Raw genomic sequence first — 20,192 nt, 5'->3', positions numbered from 1 at the left:
ATTTTTAATAATTATGATATTCTAATTAAAATTAATTTAGGAGATTCAATTATGATTTATCAAGACACCACATTGGCATACTCATCTAGCTCAAGTTCCAACTGAACTTGAGTGATTTTGGTGTACGTAAATCAGCAGCCGGATTCACTCAATCGTTTCTAGACGATAAGGTGAATCCGGCTATTTTTGTATAAAGGAGAAAAAATGGACAACAAGCTTAAACGCAGTATTGGTTTTGGCTCAGCTTTTTCAATTGTAATCGGAACTATCATCGGCTCTGGTATCTTTTTTAAGCAGGCTTCTGTTCTTGACAGTGCAGGTTCAACTACAATGGCCTTACTAGCTTGGATTTTTGGTGGTCTAATTACCTTGGCTGCAGGTCTCACCATTGCCGAGATAGGGGCGCAAATGCCCTACACTGGTGGTCTTTATGTCTACATTGAAAATCTCTATGGCCGCATTTTAGGCTTTATGGCTGGTTGGATGCAGATCATCGTGTATGGTCCTGCAATTATTGCCGCCGTTGCTGGTTTTATGAGCATCATGATGACTAACTTTTTTGGTTTGAATCATTCATGGCGCATTCCTTTGGCTTTAATCACAGTTTTAGCAATTGGAATCATGAATTTCTTTGAAAATAAGGTAGGTGCAATCTTTTCGGTCATAACCACGATTGCCAAAATGATTCCGATCGCTGTAATCACCATTTGTGGAATCTGTTGGGGTCAACAAGATGCGATTAACCAGACTGTAGCAGAGGTTAGTCAACACACTAGTAACTTCGGTGTTGCTGTTTTAGCCACTTTATTCGGCTACGATGGCTGGATTTTAATCGCTAATTTAGGCGGCGAAATGAAAAATCCCCAAAAATTATTACCTCGAGCAATCATTGCAGGAATTACAGCTGTTTTGGCTATTTATACCCTAATTACAATTGGGATTTTCCGCTTCATCCCCGCTAATCAAATTCACCAACTAGGCGAAAACACTACTACTTATCTAGCTAACGCGGTTTTCGGTGCAATCGGAGGTAAAATTCTTTCCATTGGCATCATCATTTCAATAATGGGAACATTAAATGGGAAAATGCTAACCTTTCCTAGAATCGTTTATGCCATGGCTAAACGAGGAGATTTACCTTTTTCTAAATACTTAGCCTATGTTACTCCTAAAGGAAAATCTCCCGTTGTTGCTACTTTGTTTATCGTCCTTTTAGCCCTTTTAATGATGATTTTCTTTGATCCAGACCACTTATCAGATCTTTGCGTCTTTACAGTTTATTGCTTCTATCTTTTAGCCTTCTTTGGAATTTTTATCCTAAGAAAAAAGAATAAAGCAGAGCGTCCTTTCAGTACTCCACTTTATCCTTTTGTGCCTATAATTGCTATTTTAGGCGGTTTGTTTGTCTTAATCAGTGAATTAATTAATGATCCAGCTGGTGTTTTACTTTTTGCTGGAATTGTCATTATTGGATTACCAATTTTTTACGCCGTTAAGCGCATGAGCAAACATCGTTTGCATTAAAGCGACCTTTCTACACTGTAGCTTGCTCGCCACAACTCTTCCATTTTAGCTAAACGATGCCAATCCCCTTTTTGACACATTGTATATAAAGCATGTGCAGGATCATAGGCAATTGGATTACCTTCTGTTTCCTTCAAATAAGCTCCAACAATGTTGATTAACATCATCCGAAAGCGTTCAATCTCATTTCGGCTAAAGTAAGTTTCAAAATACTTGCTGGTTAAGCAATCAACCGTTGCTTGCGAGGCCTTATGCAAAGAAGCCGGATTCTTACGATAGTTATATAAAGTATAGGTTGAAATTCCTGTTGCCTTACTTAAACTAGTAATCTTCACATTGCGATCAGTTACCAATTTTTCTGCTCTTTGTACATCGGTTAAAATTTTCGGATGCTTAATGTGAGGAAGCATCGGAATACGTTTGCTTAACTCTGCGATTACTTTTTCAGCAGCTTCCCTCATTTGCTGAGTGGCTACTGTCTCACTTACCTTGTCATCAAGCAATTCTCCTACAACGAAAGTATGATCAGTCACTTCATACCTTCTAGTAATTGCATTGTAAAAATGGCCTTCAACCCCTGTGATCTTAACTGCATCAGTTCCAGCTTTCTCATAGTCAAAAAAGATGTGTTGTTGATCACCAGTTAATGGTGAAAATGGTAAATTATCTAACGTAAAAACTTGTACATTTAAAGTATAATCTGAATGAACGGAATCTTCTGCATCACTACGATACATTTTCACTTCCCGATCATGAATAAAATCTTCAAAAATAAGATTTTTTCCATATTTTTTTTTCATTTCTTAATCCCCTTTTATATAGTCCTATTATCCATTATAAGCAAAAAACTAGCTTTTAAAAGCTAGTTTTTGTTTTTATTAGAAAATATTCGGTTTAGGGCAAATAATTACCAGCAGCTAAGTATAAATCGTACCACTCTTGTCTAGTCAATCGAATCTTGGCACCTTTAGCAGAATCCCTAATGTGTTGCGGATTCATTGATCCAACTAGCATTTGAATATTTGCAGGATGACGTAAAATCCAAGCTGCAGCGATCGCATTTTTACCTACCTCATACTTATCGGCCAGTTTTTGCAACTCTTGATTCAACTTGGGGAAGCCATCATTATCAATGAAGGTCCCTTCAAACATGCCATACTGGAATGGTGACCAAGCCTGCACAGTAACTTTGTGTAGACGGGCATAATCAAGAAATTGGCTATCACGATCAACTGATGGTTTATCTACCATATTCATATGCATCCCAAAGTCAATCATTCCTGTATGTTTCAGGCTAAATTGTAATTGATTAAACATCAAGCGCTGGCTCAAGCAACTTTGTAACAATTTAAATTGAGCCGTATCAAAATTAGATACGCCGAAAAAGCGCACCTTACCTGCTGCCTGTAGTTGATCAAAAGCCTCAGCTACTTCTTCTGGATCCATCAATGCATCTGGTCGGTGAAGTACTAATGAATCAAGATAATCTAGTTGCATTCTTTCCAAAATTTCATCAACACTATGCAAAATATGTTCTTTAGAAAAATCATAACGTTTTCCTGGAACAATTCCTGTTTTAGATTGAATAAACATCTCTTCACGCTTGATCTGCATTTGGCTAAAAGCTTGACCAAAAATCTCTTCTGATTTTCCACCGCCATAAATATCAGCAGAATCAATGAAGTTGATCCCAGCATCATAGGCGGCTTGAATTGCCACTTGAGCCTCTGGAACTGATTTTTGATTCATTCGCATAATGCCAAGTGCCATCGCTGGAATGCTTAAAGTAGTACATCCCATTTTAATTCGTTTCATAATGTAAGTCCTTTCATTCTTTATTTACCTCACATCATGAACCAAAAATAGCTAAGTTTCAACCACAAGAAATTCAATAATCTTTTATTAATATATCTTAGCTACTGCCGATTGAATTGATTCTTTATCTAAAAATTCATCATAACTCGTATCTTGGCGACTAACAATACCTTTAGGTCCAACTTCGATAATGTGGTTAGCAATAGTCTGAATAAATTCATGATCATGTGAGGTGAATAAAATTGAGCCAGGATATGACACTAATGCATCATTCAATGCAGTAATTGATTCCAAATCTAAGTGATTAGTTGGATCATCCATAATCAATACATTAGCTGATTCCAGCATCATACGTGACAATTGACAGCGAACTTTTTCACCACCAGAAAGCACTTTGATCTTCTTCTCAATTTCTTCTCCACTAAAGAGCATTCGACCCAAGAACCCACGCAAGAATGTGTTATCATCTTGTTCCTTAGTCGCATATTGCCGTAGCCAATCTAAGATTGTGAGTTCATCATTATTAAAGTTAGCATTCAAATCGCGTGACATGTAGTTAAAGGCCGTTGTTTGACCCCATGTAACGGTACCAGTATCTGGCTTAAGCTTACCAGCAACGATATCAAGCAGCGCAGTCGTTGCTAAAGCATTACGTGATAAAAATGCTACCTTATCACCAGGACGCACGATGAAAGACACATTATCCAGAATCTTTTCACCATCAACTGAATAAGAAACATTTTCTACCTTAACTAGGTCATTACCTAAATCACGGTGCATTTCAAACTTTACAAATGGATACTTACGACTAGATGGCTTAATATCATCTAAAGTAATCTTATCAAGTTGTTTCTTACGAGAAGTTGCCTGACGTGATTTAGATGCATTAGCAGAAAAGCGGGCAATAAATTCTTGCAATTGCTTCATCTTTTCTTCTTTTTTAGCATTTTGGTTAGCAGCTAATTCATTAGCTAGTTTGCTTGATTCATACCAAAAGTCATAGTTACCCACATAAAGCTGAATCTTACCACGATCAACGTCACACATTTCAGTACATACTTGATTTAAAAAGTGTCGGTCGTGAGAAACAACAATCACAATGTTAGGGTAATCAGCCAAAAAGTCTTCTAACCATTCAACGGTATGAACATCCAAACCGTTAGTCGGTTCGTCCAATAGCAAAATATCAGGATTACCAAACAAAGCTTGGGCCAATAAGACCTTAACTTTTTCGCTTTCAGGTAAATCCTTCATCATCATTTGATGTTCTTCTTCAGGAATCCCTAATGATTGCAGCAGCTTAGCCGCATCCGCTTCCGCATTCCAACCATCAAGTTCTGCGAACTTGCTCTCTAATTCAGCTGCCTTAACCCCATCTTCATCACCAAAGTCAGGTTTGGCATAAAGAGCATCTTTTTCTTTCATTACTTGATACAGTTCCTTGTGCCCTTGAATTACTGTGTCCATGACAGAGAAGTCTTCGAAAGCAAAGTGGTCCTGGTTCAAGCTGGACATGCGCTCATTGGGATCAATTGAAATTGAACCTGTTGTTGGTTCCAGTTTCCCCTCTAACAATTTAAGAAAAGTTGACTTACCGGCACCATTGGCACCAATTACGCCGTAGCAGTTGCCTGGAGTAAATTTTAAGTTAACGTCTTCATAGAGTGTGCGGCCACCAAATCGTAAACTAACGTCGGATACTGTAATCAATCTCTTTACCTCGCTTAAAATATAAAATTATGTTTAAGTATATCAAAAAAGATGGTCCCTTATAATAGAGAATCCATCTTTTTAAGCAATTTATTAAAACTTTTTGAAGCTATCTAGCTTTTCTTGGGTAATATCACGAATAATTGCAGTAGCTAAATCAACTGAAGCCTTAAAGTCCTTATAACTACTGAAACAATATGGTGAGTGTTCATAGCGCACCGGAATACCGATGACAATTGTTGGCGCACCATTTTCGTAGTAAATTGCAGCACCATCCTGACCGCCACCGGTTCTAACTGAACGAGTATATGGAATATTATTTTTATCAGCTAAATCACATGCATATTGTTGGAACTTAGGATTTGGTAAAAATGTCGTATCCATATCGCGCAACATTGGGCCACGTTTTAGACCAGTTTGAGAAAGCCAGTCAGGCGTAAAAGTATCATCAGCTGGACAGCTTTCGAGTACCAGACAAAGATCTGGCTTAACTTTTCTAGCCGTTACATAGGCGCCACGCAAGCCAACTTCTTCTTGACTAGAAAGTGCAGCCACCACGTCAAAGTTAGTTTCTTCACCCTTCAAATTATCAAGCACATCAACCATCGCACCAGCACCAAAACGATCATCAAAGTCTTTACCGAAGAATAAACCGGACTTTTCATGATATTCACACTTAACATCAACAAAGATAGGGCAACCTGTATCAATCTTGTAGTCCTTGATTGTCTCCTCACGGCTAGAAGAACCAACATCAATTGACATATCTGCCACATCAGGTACATTATTGCGCTCAGCTGCTGTCATGAAGTGAGGCGGCTTAGTTGCTACAACGCCAGGGATATATTCTCCATCACGATTGCGCACTTTAACGCGCAAGGCTGGAATATTATATTTTACCCAACCACCAAGTGGAACAAACTTAATTAAACCATTAGGGCGAACAGCTTGCGTAATGAAGCCTACAGCATCTGAGTGCGCATCAAGTTGAATTACCGGTCGATTTCCCTTATTTTCTTTCTTGGCGGCATAAACATTGAGCATCCCATCTACCTCAATATTTGCCGTTTTTTCCGCATAACTAGTAAACAGCTTAACGAATTCTTCCTCAAAGCCCGAAGTTGAATTGGCATCTGAGAATTCTTTCAACATTTGGATTTCTTGTTCTTTTTGCATAATTTTTCCTTTCTATAAAAAACGCTTAATTTAATTTTACCGAGAAAAACAGTCAAAGTAGACTATAATTAAAAATAATTATTGCAAAGGAAAAATAAAATATGAAAAATAAATTTTCAATGATAATTCTTTTACCCCTGCTTTTTAGCCTATCAGCCTGTTCCAACCGTTCTAGTCGTCCCGCTACGGTTAACGAAACAGTAAGCAGTTCTGCGACACATAAAGCATCCAAACAGGCAAATGAGTTTAAGCCTAATTTAAAAAAGAAATATCCTGGCTTTAAGTTAACCAGCATCCCCGAACAATTTCGCGGTACCTGGTATCGTAGCGATCCACTGAGCAAATCAGCTCGCAAATTAATTATCAACAAGCATACAATTGGTGACTCAGTAGTTTATCGACAAGTGGATAAGTCCATTAAATTAGATCATAATTCTGAGCAAAAGAATAAAACCTATTCTGGTGGTGATTCCATGATCGCCATCGAACAACATCAAGGGCAGACTTGGATGCGCGTTCGTGAGTTTTTAACACCTGTAGATATTATTTATATTACTGGTCAATTTAAAGGACATCCTTGTTTATATCTTGCATATTCTTCCGGAGATATCCACAACGCACTTTTCAAAAACAAAGCACTAGCAATTAAGTATAAAAACTATGACTTTTCTAAAATTAAATCATGAAAGATATTAACAATCTACTACAACAAAAAAGTAACTTACTCTTAAAAATTAGCTCGTTACCCTTAAACCTATTCCCTTATTTAGTATTCAGCTTAATTATTAAACAAAATACTGCAATCAGCGTGCTGCCTTTTGCACTCTTCTATGCCTTTCGGCGCACAACATTGTTTCTATTTAAAGGCGGCGAAAATGAAGATAATGTTATTGGCTGGTTCGGTTTATTGGCAGCTTTATTAGGCTATTTCTTAGGGATTTTCGGCATCTTTTTACCAGCCCTTTACTGCATTAGCGCATCCCTTGCCGGAATAGGCGCCGCATGTTTCCCTAGCGTTCAAAAACAAATCGCTATTCAAAGCGACTATCATCCAAGCAAAAATGATCTTTTTGCTTATTTCGGCGCAATTTTAATTTTACTAGCAATAGTTGTCTTTGTTGAACCACATCTGCCAACAATTTCATTTATCGCAATGCTCATTTATACGCTAATTGCTATACTCGGCTTTAAATATTCTCCATTTAGAGCACATTCACGGGAAATTGTATTGCAGTGGCAAAATGTCTGGTTAACTCTTGGTTTGCTACTGGCTATTCTCTTAATTCGAGAAGGTTGGAACTCGGGAAAAGACATCTTCTCTATTTTTGGCATTATCGTTTCAGCAGTAGTCGTTATTAGCTATCTGATCAAATTAGCTTTAAGCCAAAAACATGGTAAATTATCTCGCAAAATGCAGTATCGCCTGACAATCGCAGGCCTCTGCCAAGACTTTACCACTATCTTTTCAGCCGTTTATATTTCTGTTTTATTTGGTGCAAAAAATTACTACTGGTTATTTGTCATTATCTTAATCGCCAGCTTTATCAAACGTCCATTATTAAAAACGCTACGTGAATATTTACCATTTGATGACTTCACCATTCAAAGTTGGGGCATTGTTCTCGGTCTAGTTATTACGCTCTTTAGGCCAACATACTTTGCAGGGATTTTTTTGATTCGAATTTTCTACAGTTTACAAAATACTGACACCTTAGATCTTATCCGTGATCATGTCGATACAAATATTTATATGATCAACTATCGTTTTCGCACTGCTGGAGGCTTCTTAACTCAATTAATTCTGTGGGGTGGCTTGCTTTTATTCAATGGACCGCACATCTTTGAGCAAATCTTTAACTACCATATTAATAAAAGCGTTATGAATTCTAGTCAGCCCTTATTTTTAACTCACTTAATCTTGGTGCTATTCATAGTCAGCTTTACAATTTATACTTTAAAACTTAACAAAGGGAATAAAAATGAATGAAAAACCTATTTGGAAAAAGAATTTACTTGTCTTATCTACTGCGGTCTTTATCGCTGGTATCGCCTTCTCTGAAGTAATGCCGTTTCTGCCATTATATATTGATACACTAGGCAATTTTACCCATAAGCAGTTAAACTTTTGGTCTGGCTTTATCTACTCCGGTACTTATTTTGTATCGGCGATAATTTCTCCCTGGTGGGGAAAACTAGCAGACAAAAAAGGCAGAAAGCCGATGACATTACGAGCTTCATTGGGAATGGCTATCGTCCTTGGCTGTATGGGGCTAGTTACCAACGTTTATCAATTATTTATTTTAAGAATGTTACAAGGTATTTTTGCAGGCTTTGTTTCTAATTCCAATGCTCTAGTTGCGACTGAAACTCCGAAGGAAAAATCTGGACAAGCACTTGGCACTATGGCGTCTAGCTTTACTGCTGGCAACTTACTCGGGCCATTTATTGGTGGAGCCTTAGCGTCTATTTTCTCCTATCGCGTTACCTTCTTTATTACAGGTGGTCTATTATTAATTGCATTTCTTTTGTCATTGTTCTTTGTCCATGAAACAGACTTCAAGCCAGTAACTGAAAAGAAACTTGATAAAGCAAGCGGAGTAATTAAAGAATTACGCTCACCGCAATTAATCTTTGGCTTGCTTTTAACTACTCTAATTATTCAAGCTGCAAATAATTCGATTAACCCGATCGTTTCACTCTATGTTAAACAATTGATGGCTAACCACGGTAATGTCGTCTTTATTTCCGGGGTAATAGCTGCTTTGCCAGGAATTGCTACATTCCTTGCGGCATCGCGCTTCGGTGCATTAGGAGACAGAATTGGGACACACAAAATCATTATTGCCGGATTCATCGGTGCGACTATTCTTTTCTTTTTAACTGCTTTCGTGCAAAATACAGTCGAACTTGGAATTTTACGCTTTCTGGTTGGCTTTACTGATGCTTGTTTATTCCCACAAGTGCAAACCTTGCTTACCAAAAATACGCCAGCAAAAATTACAGGTCGAATCTTTTCTTGGAATCAGTCAGCCATGTATGTCGGTAATATCTTTGGGCCGCTACTAGGTTCAACTATCTCTGGATTAACTAATTACAGTACTGTTTTCATCTTCACAGCAGGTATCGTAATCTTCAATCTAATTTTGTTTAGAATAAATGTAATTCGTAATTTGAAATAAAATAAGCGTTTGAGACTTTTCCTCAAACGCTATTTTTATTCCGCTGCTTTTTTAGCTTCATGATGGTTATAAACAAAGTTTACGATATATCCACAAATTATTAACAATAGAGAAACTATCATAATTTCTCTGATTCCAGTATGAAAAATAGTTCGCATTGTTGGCATTAACGCCCTAGGCAAACTTTTTGCGGATTCCACGTCACTTAATTTATTCATCATGGTCATTGTAATATTATGGTGACCAGCAATTCCACGTGCCAAAGCTAGATTCATGATCACACCATAGACTGCAGCCATCACAGTCTGAGCCAGGATTCTAATCAAAAAGCTAAGTGACGTAGCCGGCGCCATATCCTTTTCGCCAGCATCAATCTGCACTTTTATCTGAAGAATAACAAAGATTGATCCTACGCCTAAACCAGATAAAGCCGCAATTGACATTAAAACCTGATATGGCGTGCTAATCGGTACAACGATCAATCCGATTACCGTTATCGCAATCAATGAAAGATCAAAAATTAATAGATGATAGTTATTAAAACGTCTGAGTAAATGTGGTGTACTCTGCGAACCAGCTATATCAAAAATTGAATTAGGAATTAAAGTCATCCCACCGATTAAAGCAGATGTTCCTAAAATTGCCTGTGACCACATTGGCAAATAAGTGTTTACCGCAATGTAGGCGCCCCATGCAAAGGCAAAAAGAATAAAATCGCCTACTAATGCTTTATTAGTAAAAACAGAAAGTGGCACGATCGGACTCTCTGCCTTCTTTTCAACCAAAATAAACCAGACTAGCATAGTAATTCCAATAATTATAAAAAGCGCTACTAAAAGATTGCTTGCTAAACCCAACATCTGAATTCCGATTAAAAAGCAAGTTAAACCGCCAATTAAAGTAAATGCACCTAATCGATCAAAAACTGTATTAACATTCGGCTTACGAATGCCACGATAAAAAATAAAACTTAGAATAATCGAAACTAATCCAAGTGGCACATTAATATAAAAGACCCAGTGCCAAGATAAGGCATCAACAATCCAGCCACCAACTAATGGTCCAGCAATACATGCAGCAGAAAAACTAGCAGCAATATAGCTCAAAATTACAGTTCTTCTTTTAATATTAGGATAAATATAACCTACAATTACGTAAGGAAGAGAACCCATGCCACCAGCTCCTACTCCCATGAGGACTCGCGAGACGAGGAAAAAGTAAATATCTGGTGCAACACCTTCCAAAACTGAGCCTAAAATAAAAAGAGCTAATGATAATTCAAAGGCAAATTTGTTGCTCATTCTTTCGCCAATCTTACTCCAAATTGGCACTGAAACTGATATTCCAAGTAAAAAGCAAGCAACGATCCACCCCATATATTGAATCCCGTGAAGATCAGATACAATAGCAGGAATTGCTGTGTTAATGATGGTTGCATCTAGCCCTGACATAATATTAGCCAGCAACAAAGACAAAGTAACCATTGATATTTGCTTCTTAGTCATTTAATCCCACCTTTTTAACTCTAAAAACTACTATTACTCATAGTATGCAAGATTTAACTAGCAAAATAAAGCACAATATTTTTCCACTAAATCTTGACAATCTGGGTTTTTCCGAGTTAAATATAAAGAAAATAATAGTGATGACCTTTAAAGTTAGTCCCGTGAGGCTAAGAAGGAAATCTGCACAAGCTAATACTTTTTGTCGTTAGCTAATACAGAAGGACCATCTTGAGCCCAGCGCTCTTGGTGGTCTTTTTCTTATTGGTCATCCAGAAAGGAAAATATATGGCAAAAGAAATAATCGATGCTTTAGGCATGAAACGTGCCTTGATGCGGATGACCTATGAAATTGTCGAACGCAATAAAGGTACTGAAAACCTTGTATTAGTCGGAATTAAAACTCGCGGCTGGTACTTGGCTGAGCGAATCGCCAAAAATTTGAAAAACTTGGAAGATGTTGAAGTCCCTGTAGGGGCAATTGACATTTCTCAATACCGCGATGATTTACCAGAGGCTGAGAAGGAAAAGATGATCCACAGCCAACAACTTGACTTCGATATCACCGATAAAAACGTTATCTTAGTTGACGACGTTCTTTTCACAGGTCGGACAATTAGAGCTGCACTTGATGCATTAATGGATCAAGGCCGTCCAGCTAAGATTAATTTAGCTGTCCTAGTTGACCGCGGTCATCGTGAATTGCCAGTTCGTCCTGACTTTATTGGAAAGAATATCCCAACGGCAATGAACGAGAAGGTCAAAGTTGCAATGACTGAAGTCGATGATAAAGATAGTATCGAAATCGTTAAATAGGAGTTTTTTGAATGAATAAAAAAGAAAAGTACAGAAATCCGGAGGCCGTTTTAGACGTCTATGAAAAGCCGGAATTCGGCCAAGGCGTACTGCTATCCTTACAGCATATGTTTGCTATGTTTGGTTCTACCGTTTTAGTGCCAATTTTAATTGGAATTAACCCAAGCATCGCTCTACTTTCATCAGGAATCGGTACCTTGGTCCACATGCTCTTGACCCACTTCAAAATCCCAGCATACCTCGGATCAAGTTTTGCCTTCGTTGCTACAATGCAAGCCTTAATGAAGGCTGATGGCTACCCGGCAGTTGCCCAGGGTGCGATCGCTTCTGGTTTAGTTTACGTAGTTGTTGCGATCATCATTAGCAAAATTGGTTCAGGCTGGGTTAACAAAGTTTTACCACCAATCGTAGTTGGACCAATCATCATCGTTATTGGTTTGTCACTAGCAACTACTGCCGCTAATGACGCTATGATGAATAATTCTAAGTATGATTTGACTTACTTCGGTGTAGCTATCTTCACTTTGGTCATGACTTTAGTTTTCCAAATGTGCTTCAAAGGCTTCACCAGTTTGGTTTCAATTATGCTAGGAATTATCTGTGGCTATATCTTATCCTGCTGCCTCGGAATTGTTGATTTCTCTGGCGTGGAAAAAGCAGCTTGGTTCACATTGCCAGCACTTGATGTGCCTGGAATCAGTTACCACTTCAAATGGTATCCTGCCGCTATTTTAGCCATGGCACCAATTGCCTTCGTTACAATGACGGAGCACATGGGCCACATTATGGTATTGAATTCATTAACTAAACGTGACTTTTTCAAGAATCCTGGCTTACACAGAACGATGATGGGTGACGGTCTTTCAACGATTATCGCTGGTTTCATCGGTGGGCCTCCTACCACTTCATACGGTGAAAATATCGGTGTGTTAGCTATGACTAAAGTTTACTCAGTTTGGGTATTAGCCGGTGCCGCTGTTTCAGCAATTATCTTCAGCTTTGTCGGTAAACTTGCCGCATTGATCGAATCAATTCCAATGCCAGTTATCGGTGGGATTTCCTTCTTACTTTTCGGAACAATTGCATCTAATGGTTTAAAGATCTTAGTTGATGATCAAATTGATTTTGGTGAAAAGCGCAATATGTTGATTGCTTCTGTCATCTTGGTTATCGGGATTGGTGGAGCTTACTTACAACTGGGCAATTTCCAACTTACCTCAGTTGCCCTTTCCACCATCATCGGAATGCTTTTAAACTGGATTTTGCCTAAGAAAGCAGCTAGTGAAAAAGCTCAAGAAGAAAAGATTAAGCAAGAAAAACAAGAAGGTAAAATTTACCAATAGATAGAATAAGCCATTCAAAAACCCGTTAGTTATCGCAATGATAGCTAGCGGGTTTATTTTTTACTCTCACTTTGCGCACACAATGTTGTAAGTTGCGCGAAAGTTGGCGAAAGTTAGTGTAAGTTACGAGAGCAATAGTATATAATTTATTTACACAAATAAATTTAAGTCATGAGGTGATATTAAATGGACTTTTTAAACTTCAAAGCAATTACACAAACTGGTAATTTTAAAACACCATCTGAAAATGAAAACATCGAATACAAAGAAGCTAGTTGGAAATTACCTAAATCATTTTGGGAAACTGTTAGCTCTTTTGCTAATACTTCAGGTGGAATAATAGTATTAGGCATAGCAGAAGATAAGAGTAAACATGAATTTAGTATAACTGGTGTAGACAATGTTGAAGACATTGAAACACAAATTTTCAATGATAATAACAATATTTCATGCCTTAATCGACCTGTAATCCAAAATAATGATGTTCAGATTTCTTTTTTTCAAAATAAAACTATTATTCAAGTAATAATTCATCCAGAACCCTTTAATACTCGTCCAATAACTGCATTCGGTAAAGCATATATTAGAACTGGTGACGGAGATCAAGTAGCTACTAAAGAGCAACTTAAATATTTTACAGTTGAAAGTCAAAGCGAGATTAATACTCACTTACTCCCTTCGACCTATACAATAGAAGATCTAGATGCAGAAAGTATCAAAGAATATCGCAAAATAATTGAAGAAAAAGGTATTATTAATACTAATTCTCAACTTAGTGATCAAGATTTTTTATATTCAATTGGTGTTTTCAGAAAAGACCGATTAAGTAATTCAAATGAATATCATCTTACAGATAGTGGTCTCCTTTTCTTCGGAAAATATATTTCGATAACAGATCGTTTTCCACGCTTTCAATTAGATTACCAGCAATATAATAGTGATAATTCCACTAACTGGAATGATAGAGTTTCTGCAGGTGATATGAATTACCCTACTTTAAATATCTTTTCTTTTTATAATTTAGTTTTAGCTAAAATAGAAACAAATATACCTGATCCATTTATTCAAGGTAATGACCTTAGTAGAACGTCCTACCATAACGATTTAATCATTGCAGCTAAAGAAGCTCTAGTTAATTGTTTAATGCACTCATATTATGATGGTATGGTAGGTGTCAAAATTGTGGACAGACCTAGTTACTTCGAATTTACAAATCCTGGTACTATGCGTGTAAGTAAAGAATCATTTTTACGTGGACAATATTCTTCTATTAGAAACACTGAAATCGCTAGTTTATTTAGACGAATTGGTGTCTCTGAAACCGCAGCTAGTGGCGGCCCTAGAATTCTTAATACTGTATTGCAAAATAATTTAAATGATCCTGAAATTAACATTGATTATGAAATCAATACTACTCGCATTCGTATTTTTAAGACTTTTGCAATTGATAATCAAGAAAAACTAACTGAACCAGAGAAATTTATTATGTCGTTTGCTAGAAGAAAATCTAATTTTTCAATAAATGATATTGTTAAGGATCCTCAGAATCACTTTGGTAAACAAACCACTATTAGAAAATATGTAAATTCATTAGTGGAGAAGCATTTACTATTCAATGAGAAAATTGGCAAAAAATATATCTACAATTTACAGAAAAACAATGATTATCTAAATCGCGTTAAGCACCTTAAACATCTTGAAGATAATTTACTCAAATAGATCATTCAAAAAGCTCAACCTACAAAATTCATGCAGATTGAGCTTTTTCATCTTATTTATCTTCAAATATTCTAGGCTTATCGTCATCAAGTGAAACATGCGGAATTTCGGTGTTATTTGTCTCAACTTGATCCTTCTCAGACAATTCTGCCTTCATTAACTCACTTTTGGCTTTACTAGAAGTATTGCCTAAAAGTAAAGTTTTCTCCTGCGGCGTATTCACCATTGCCTGTTTTTCTTTGAATTTTTTATAAACAATCGCCGCTACTGCACCAATAGCTCCAGCAACACCGATAATTGTGCCGATTAATCTCATCTTTTTCATAGGGATCACCTCGTATTTTGAAATCACTTTCTTGTTCTTAATTATATCTAATTACGAGGCTGAACACATTTTTAATGCCTACTACCGAAAACTTTCCGCAATTTCCGGATCCATCTCATCTTCTAAAACACTGTAGCCTTGATCCAAAGTCTTGATCAATGCCATATCCTCATCATCTAGTTCAAAGTCAAACACATCAAAGTTTTCCATTAATCTGTTTTTATGAATTGACTTAGGAATCACCACATAATTTCTTTGTAAAAACCATCTCAACATTACCTGAGCAGTAGTCTTATGATGCTTTTCTGCAATCTTTTGCAAGACAGGATTAGTGAAAATGTGGTTGGCTCCTTCCGCAAATGGTGCCCAGGCTTCAGGTTGCACGCCCTCTTTTTCCATATATTGCTGTGATTTCCATTCTTGATTCCAGACATTAGTCTCAATCTGGTTCACAGCCGGCTTTACATCATTAAAAGTAATCAAATCAGCTAAGCGTTCATTCCAAAAACTACTTACACCAATTGCCCGAATGCGTCCCTCTTTATATAAACGTTCTAATGCTCGCCAAGTGCCATAGTAATCGTTATATGGCTTATGAATCAGATACAAGTCGATATAATCTAACTGCAACTTTTTCATTGAATCGTCAAAGGCTTGCAAAGTCTGATCATAGCCATACTTATCGACCCAGATCTTGGAAGTGACGAAAATATCCTCTCGTGGGATGCTGCTATGCACAAGTGCATCTCCAACCGCCTGTTCATTTCCATAAATTTGGGCAGTATCCACAAGTCGATAGCCAACTTCTAAGCCGTTTTCCACAACTTGTTGAGTTTGAGCTAAATCATCAATTTGATAAACACCAAAACCCAAGCGAGGCATTTTGACACCATTATTTAAAATTACATAGTCTTTCATATTTCTTCTCGTTTTCTAGTTAATTATTGCATTTTCATTTTATTTTAACATACATCATACAGTTTAGATTATATCCTATTCAAAAAACTTAGTTAGCAATCTTATGAGAATCACTAACTAAGCTTCTTTCAATTTTTATTATCATGTTTACGAAAATAATCTACTGCCATCTTGCTTACATATAGTCTAGCTTCAATAGGGGCGTGCGTATCAAAAGCAAAAATAGTACACATCTCGGTCTTAGTTTTGAAGTATTCAAAACAAGACAAAAATTCATTCCAGTTTACACACATGCTAAACTTTTTTTCTAATAAATAAATTGCAATAAAATCAGGTAGAAATTCTCTATAAACTTGTTTTAAATTCAAAAATATTTTTTTCTTATCAGTCCTTAGATTTATTTGACTATACTTTTTTCCTAAATAATAAAAGATATCTTGTATCATCTTTATTTTATAGATTTGAGGTGAATTTTGATCTAAAACAGCATGTCCTAATTCGTGAAACAGAAAGAAGTTAAATATCTCATGGTCTAATATGTTATTACTACTTTTTAATAACATAAATTTATACGGTAAAATTATCTTATTCTTGCTTACCACATAAAATGGTGTTACTGCCTCAGTATCAAAATCAATTTCGATTTTAACTTTAAAATTAAAATTAATTTCAAGAAATTCTTTTAGCCATTTTACTGCTTTTTTATTACACAAATTTTCCATTTCTTGAAGTTCACAATACGTATACTTCACATTTAAATTTTCAATTTGATTATGGATTAGTTTTACAAATAATGATATATGGTGTTCTTTGTTGTTTACTAAAACATCATTTGCATAAAAAAGTGCCCAATCATTCATCAACTTAATCCATTCTTAGTTAATTTTCGGATTTCAATACCATACTGCTTAACTAACTCGGCATCGATATTGTGTGCAACCTCTACAGTCATGATTGGTAAAGTGTAAATCAGCTTTCTGATCGCATGCGAATTTTCTTTATCTAAGCTTGAAGTAATCTCATCAAGCAAAAATAATCGTTTATGTCTCAATAATCCTCGAGCAATTGTTAGTCGTTGAGCCTGTCCACCTGACAAATTGCTTCCTTCACTCTCAATTTTAAATTGTAGTGGTTTATCTCCTAATTCATCCCAAAGATGGACCTTTTTCAAAACTTCTTCCATTTCTTCATCAGAAAAATTTTCATACAATGAAAGATTATCAGCCACGTTTCCAGCAAATAACCATGACTTTTGAGAAACCAAAATCGAATCCCCAAGAGAGATTGACCGGTTGCCAAATTCTACTTTACCTTTGGTTGGCTTTAGTTGACCTGAAATAATATTCAGTAAAGTTGACTTACCTACTCCTGAATCACCATTGATAATGACTTTATCACTGTTCTTCAATTGTAAGTTTACATTTTGAAAAATTTCTTTATCATCACGATCAAAAGCCACATCTTTTAGAGTTAAGCTATTTTCGCCAACTTCTGAAGCCTGAACGCTATTCTTATCTTCTTCAATTCCAATATCTCTAATACTCTTAGTACTACTAATTTGCGTTTGGTAACCAACGATTTCACGTACTCCACCCAAAACATGGTCAGCAGTTAAGGTTAATGTCACAATTGTCCCGATCTCAACACCACCAAAGTGGTTGACAACCATCAATAATCCAATACCCATTGGTATTACATTTGCTAGAACTGCACAAACCCATGCACAAAATTGAACTGTAAACTGAACTTTGTTTAATTGAAAATAATTTTCTTCCTCAGTATTTAACGAATTGGAGAATTTTTTGAAGAAGAGATTCTTAACATCAAATTTTCTAATCTCATTTTTCCCTTCAAAAATGTCTTTCATGATTGTGACTAAAGATGAATTAGATTGACTCCAATTGTCTGTTTTTTGATTCATCTGTTTTTTACCAAGCTGGTTAGGAATCATACTTAATGCTGAAAGCAATACATATATCATACCTAATAACAGATTGGTCTCTAATACTACAAATGTTGTAGAAATGACCGTCATAATGGCTTGAATCAAATAAAACAAAGGCTGGAAATAATGTCCTTGAATTTGATTGGAAATGTTCGTCACATTATTAATTACATCAGAAGAATTTGAATCAGCTTGATTTTCTTGATAAAAGCTAGAAGCAAAAAAAGCAAATTTTAATTTTTGATTTAAAATTTGAATTGCCTTTTGATTCGTTAGCAAAAATAAATACGCCGAAACATAGGTAATCAAATAGGCTGCTAAAACCAATAAAACAAAAGTCCCAACACCAGCGAAATTATTAAAAGCAATGTTAGTCATTTGTCCCATAACATACCCATTGATCACTCCCTCAAATGAACTAGTGATTGATAAAACTATAATCGCAATTGTAAACCTAACGGGCAAAACTGATAGAACCCATCTTAAATTAATTTGTATTTTCTTTTCATTCATCAGGTAGCCACCTCCAATTAAATATCCATAAATTTATCATAAAAACAAAAAAATAATTTAATCGTGGTCAAAAAACCACAACTAAATTATCCATTTCCTAGCTATTTCATATCCAATATCAATTAATTCTCGTTTTATTTGCTCAGCTCGCTCTTTATCCCCTCGTATCGCAGCCAAACTTAATTTGACTAAGCCTTTATACACGAGGAAAGATGTATCATTAATCTTCATAATATAATTTTCAATTTCCAGCATAGAATCATTTAAAGGGATTTTTCTTTCATAGCAAGCTCTCAAATAATTGACACTAGCAATTGCAAATCTTTTTTGATCCGAAATTGACACGTCATTTCTTTTAATAATTTTTGAAATATAAATGTGCATTAAGTAATTCAACTGCTCGTTGGTAAACACTGGCATTGTATTTGCAAACAGCTTAATCGCCTCAATATTATTGCTCAAATCATCATTCTTATCTAATTGATCAAATATTGCCTTTTTAGTTTGTTCGCTCAAATTTTCAACGTTATTTTTTAAATACGCAATTGCGACTATAGCTCTTAGCTTAAGAACAGGCTTTCCTTTAAGCTCTTGAATTTTCCTACATACTTCTTCTGCTTTCTTAAGATCGCGCTGGTTAAAAGCCACTCGCATCTGCTGATCTAAGTATTTCTCACGTACAGTAAATGCAGGCGCATAAGAATCCTCTAATTTGGAGAAAAATTCATTGATATCTATGTTATGCAAAAACAATAGTCTGACTAGTGCATCAGATCCGATATTTCGCATCCCTTTTTCCACCTTATTATATGAAGAGGGATCAATAATATCTCCTACCATTTTTCTAATTGATAATCCTCGCTTAATTCTTTCTTCTTTCAGAGCTTCTCCTATTGTCATCATATGTGCCTCCCTTCTTTGTTAAGTTCAAGAATACCGCAATAATCAAAAAAAGCCTAGCCAGCAATCTGATCTGCTAACTAGGCTTCTTTTATTTTTCAACTTTTGCTTGATAAAATCCAAAGCTCATCTGCTTCAACATTCTAGTAAAACTATCAATGTCTAGCTTTTTACCGGTAGTCAAAGCTTCAAATTCACCATCAGGATCAACCAATTTGCGGTCAGTCCTGTGAAATCCATTTCTTTCATAGAATTTCAGGCGACTAACACGCTGCTTATAATTTTTCGCCTTCTTGGTAACTGGCTCAATATCAATGACAATTTGCTTATCAGGGAATCGATCCTCTAACATCATCAAGATCTTGGAACCATAACCTTGTCCTCGCAATTTTTCATTAATGGCTAAATAGGTCAAATAGACTGTATTATCATTCTCAGCATAATAAGTAATGCCGCAAAACTGACCATCATTATAAATTGCGTGAAACTTAACATTTCGGTGTAATGACATTGCTAAAAGAGAAAACATGGAGAATCTTTCCCAAGCTGGAAAAGCCTTCATATATAACTTCTTAGCGTCACGATATGCTTTTGTGCCCCATCGGGCGGGTTTAGAGTCTAAAATAGTATCCTTCTTTTCTAATTAAAAATTGATTGTTAATAACTCTGAATAACACTATTATACACAAAAAATTTGATAGTTTCTTAAAATTATTTTATACGTAAATTGCAATAATAAATTGAACACTTACGCTGTTTGATAGATTTTATCTAATTCTCTTTCGAAGATTTCATCTGGTGTGTGAT

At 36.0% G+C, this 20,192-nt stretch carries 18 protein-coding genes; 7 read left to right on the top strand and 11 right to left on the bottom strand.

The features are described from left to right. Positions 1-204: 204 nt before the first annotated feature. Positions 205-1,524 (top strand): APC family permease, encoded by a 1,320-nt coding sequence (locus tag CP363_RS03605; RefSeq protein ID WP_061204515.1) that lies wholly within the window; start codon positions 205-207, stop codon positions 1,522-1,524. Here the strand turns inward: CP363_RS03605 and CP363_RS03600 are convergent. From CP363_RS03600 to CP363_RS03585, 4 genes are all read right to left on the bottom strand, one after another. Further along, on the bottom strand, positions 1,521-2,324 hold the full coding sequence (locus CP363_RS03600) for a helix-turn-helix transcriptional regulator (protein WP_061204514.1): 804 nt from the start codon (positions 2,322-2,324) through the stop codon (positions 1,521-1,523). The two genes, CP363_RS03605 and CP363_RS03600, sit on opposite strands and share 4 nt — an antisense overlap. 94 nt (positions 2,325-2,418) lie before the next feature. After that, positions 2,419-3,339: an aldo/keto reductase family oxidoreductase gene (locus tag CP363_RS03595; protein ID WP_005720836.1), complete on the bottom strand. Its 921-nt coding sequence runs from the start codon at positions 3,337-3,339 to the stop codon at positions 2,419-2,421. 87 nt (positions 3,340-3,426) lie between these two features. Next, positions 3,427-5,049 carry an ABC-F family ATP-binding cassette domain-containing protein gene (locus CP363_RS03590; RefSeq protein WP_068813824.1) on the bottom strand — a complete coding sequence of 541 codons (1,623 nt, stop codon included), beginning with the start codon at positions 5,047-5,049 and terminating at the stop codon, positions 3,427-3,429. A gap of 93 nt (positions 5,050-5,142) precedes the next feature. Then, positions 5,143-6,225, bottom strand: a complete 1,083-nt coding sequence (locus CP363_RS03585) for a M42 family metallopeptidase (protein WP_065990494.1) — start codon at positions 6,223-6,225, stop codon at positions 5,143-5,145. A gap of 101 nt (positions 6,226-6,326) precedes the next feature. Between CP363_RS03585 and CP363_RS10920 the strand changes: the two genes are divergently transcribed. The 3 genes from CP363_RS10920 (at position 6,327) to CP363_RS03570 (ending at position 9,404) form a co-directional block, all read left to right on the top strand. Further along, on the top strand, positions 6,327-6,911 hold the full coding sequence (locus CP363_RS10920) for a hypothetical protein (protein WP_202401247.1): 585 nt from the start codon (positions 6,327-6,329) through the stop codon (positions 6,909-6,911). Positions 6,912-7,075: 164 nt separating this feature from the next. Then, positions 7,076-8,212 (top strand): hypothetical protein, encoded by a 1,137-nt coding sequence (locus CP363_RS03575; RefSeq protein WP_233187128.1) that lies wholly within the window; start codon positions 7,076-7,078, stop codon positions 8,210-8,212. Then, complete coding sequence (locus tag CP363_RS03570; protein ID WP_098035851.1) at positions 8,205-9,404, top strand: multidrug efflux MFS transporter; 1,200 nt, start codon at positions 8,205-8,207, stop codon at positions 9,402-9,404. Before CP363_RS03575 ends, CP363_RS03570 begins: the two co-directional genes overlap by 8 nt. A 35-nt stretch (positions 9,405-9,439) precedes the next feature. Here the strand turns inward: CP363_RS03570 and CP363_RS03565 are convergent, their stop codons facing one another. Next, positions 9,440-10,909: an MFS transporter gene (locus tag CP363_RS03565; protein ID WP_089145942.1), complete on the bottom strand. Its 1,470-nt coding sequence runs from the start codon at positions 10,907-10,909 to the stop codon at positions 9,440-9,442. Between the two features lie 285 nt (positions 10,910-11,194). On the opposite strand from CP363_RS03565, the gene pyrR reads away from it, so the two are divergent. From pyrR to CP363_RS03550, 3 genes are all read left to right on the top strand, one after another. Next, the gene (gene pyrR / locus CP363_RS03560; RefSeq protein WP_065990500.1) at positions 11,195-11,722 is read left to right on the top strand and encodes a bifunctional pyr operon transcriptional regulator/uracil phosphoribosyltransferase PyrR; all 528 of its coding nucleotides are present in this window, start codon (positions 11,195-11,197) and stop codon (positions 11,720-11,722) included. A gap of 11 nt (positions 11,723-11,733) precedes the next feature. Further along, the gene (locus CP363_RS03555; RefSeq protein WP_005720845.1) at positions 11,734-13,065 is read left to right on the top strand and encodes a solute carrier family 23 protein; all 1,332 of its coding nucleotides are present in this window, start codon (positions 11,734-11,736) and stop codon (positions 13,063-13,065) included. 186 nt (positions 13,066-13,251) lie between these two features. Then, the gene (locus CP363_RS03550) at positions 13,252-14,784 is read left to right on the top strand and encodes an RNA-binding domain-containing protein (protein ID WP_098035850.1); all 1,533 of its coding nucleotides are present in this window, start codon (positions 13,252-13,254) and stop codon (positions 14,782-14,784) included. Positions 14,785-14,836: 52 nt separating this feature from the next. Here CP363_RS03550 and CP363_RS03545 read toward each other — a convergent pair whose 3' ends face one another. The 6 genes from CP363_RS03545 to CP363_RS03520 all read right to left on the bottom strand — a co-directional run bounded on the left by CP363_RS03545 (position 14,837) and on the right by CP363_RS03520 (position 19,947). Then, positions 14,837-15,109 (bottom strand): hypothetical protein, encoded by a 273-nt coding sequence (locus CP363_RS03545; protein ID WP_005728568.1) that lies wholly within the window; start codon positions 15,107-15,109, stop codon positions 14,837-14,839. Positions 15,110-15,190: 81 nt separating this feature from the next. Next, entirely contained in the window at positions 15,191-16,027 is an 837-nt protein-coding gene (locus CP363_RS03540; RefSeq protein ID WP_098035849.1) for an aldo/keto reductase, read from the bottom strand. 128 nt (positions 16,028-16,155) lie between these two features. After that, the gene (locus CP363_RS03535) at positions 16,156-16,887 is read right to left on the bottom strand and encodes a hypothetical protein (protein WP_057726171.1); all 732 of its coding nucleotides are present in this window, start codon (positions 16,885-16,887) and stop codon (positions 16,156-16,158) included. Beyond that, positions 16,887-18,485 carry an ABC transporter ATP-binding protein gene (locus CP363_RS03530; RefSeq protein WP_098035848.1) on the bottom strand — a complete coding sequence of 533 codons (1,599 nt, stop codon included), beginning with the start codon at positions 18,483-18,485 and terminating at the stop codon, positions 16,887-16,889. Before CP363_RS03530 ends, CP363_RS03535 begins: the two co-directional genes overlap by 1 nt. Before the next feature lie 81 nt (positions 18,486-18,566). After that, positions 18,567-19,388, bottom strand: a complete 822-nt coding sequence (locus CP363_RS03525; protein WP_089145938.1) for a helix-turn-helix domain-containing protein — start codon at positions 19,386-19,388, stop codon at positions 18,567-18,569. Positions 19,389-19,476: 88 nt separating this feature from the next. Beyond that, a complete protein-coding gene (locus CP363_RS03520; protein ID WP_005720850.1) occupies positions 19,477-19,947 on the bottom strand; it encodes a GNAT family N-acetyltransferase in 471 nt (156 codons plus the stop codon). Positions 19,948-20,192 lie beyond the last annotated feature (245 nt).

The sequence above is a fragment of the Lactobacillus sp. UMNPBX12 genome, from assembly GCF_002553955.1.
In the GTDB taxonomy this organism is placed as follows: domain Bacteria; phylum Bacillota; class Bacilli; order Lactobacillales; family Lactobacillaceae; genus Lactobacillus; species Lactobacillus crispatus.
The sequence above is the reverse complement of the archived record's forward strand: the minus strand, read 5'-3'. Positions and strand labels throughout refer to the sequence as shown.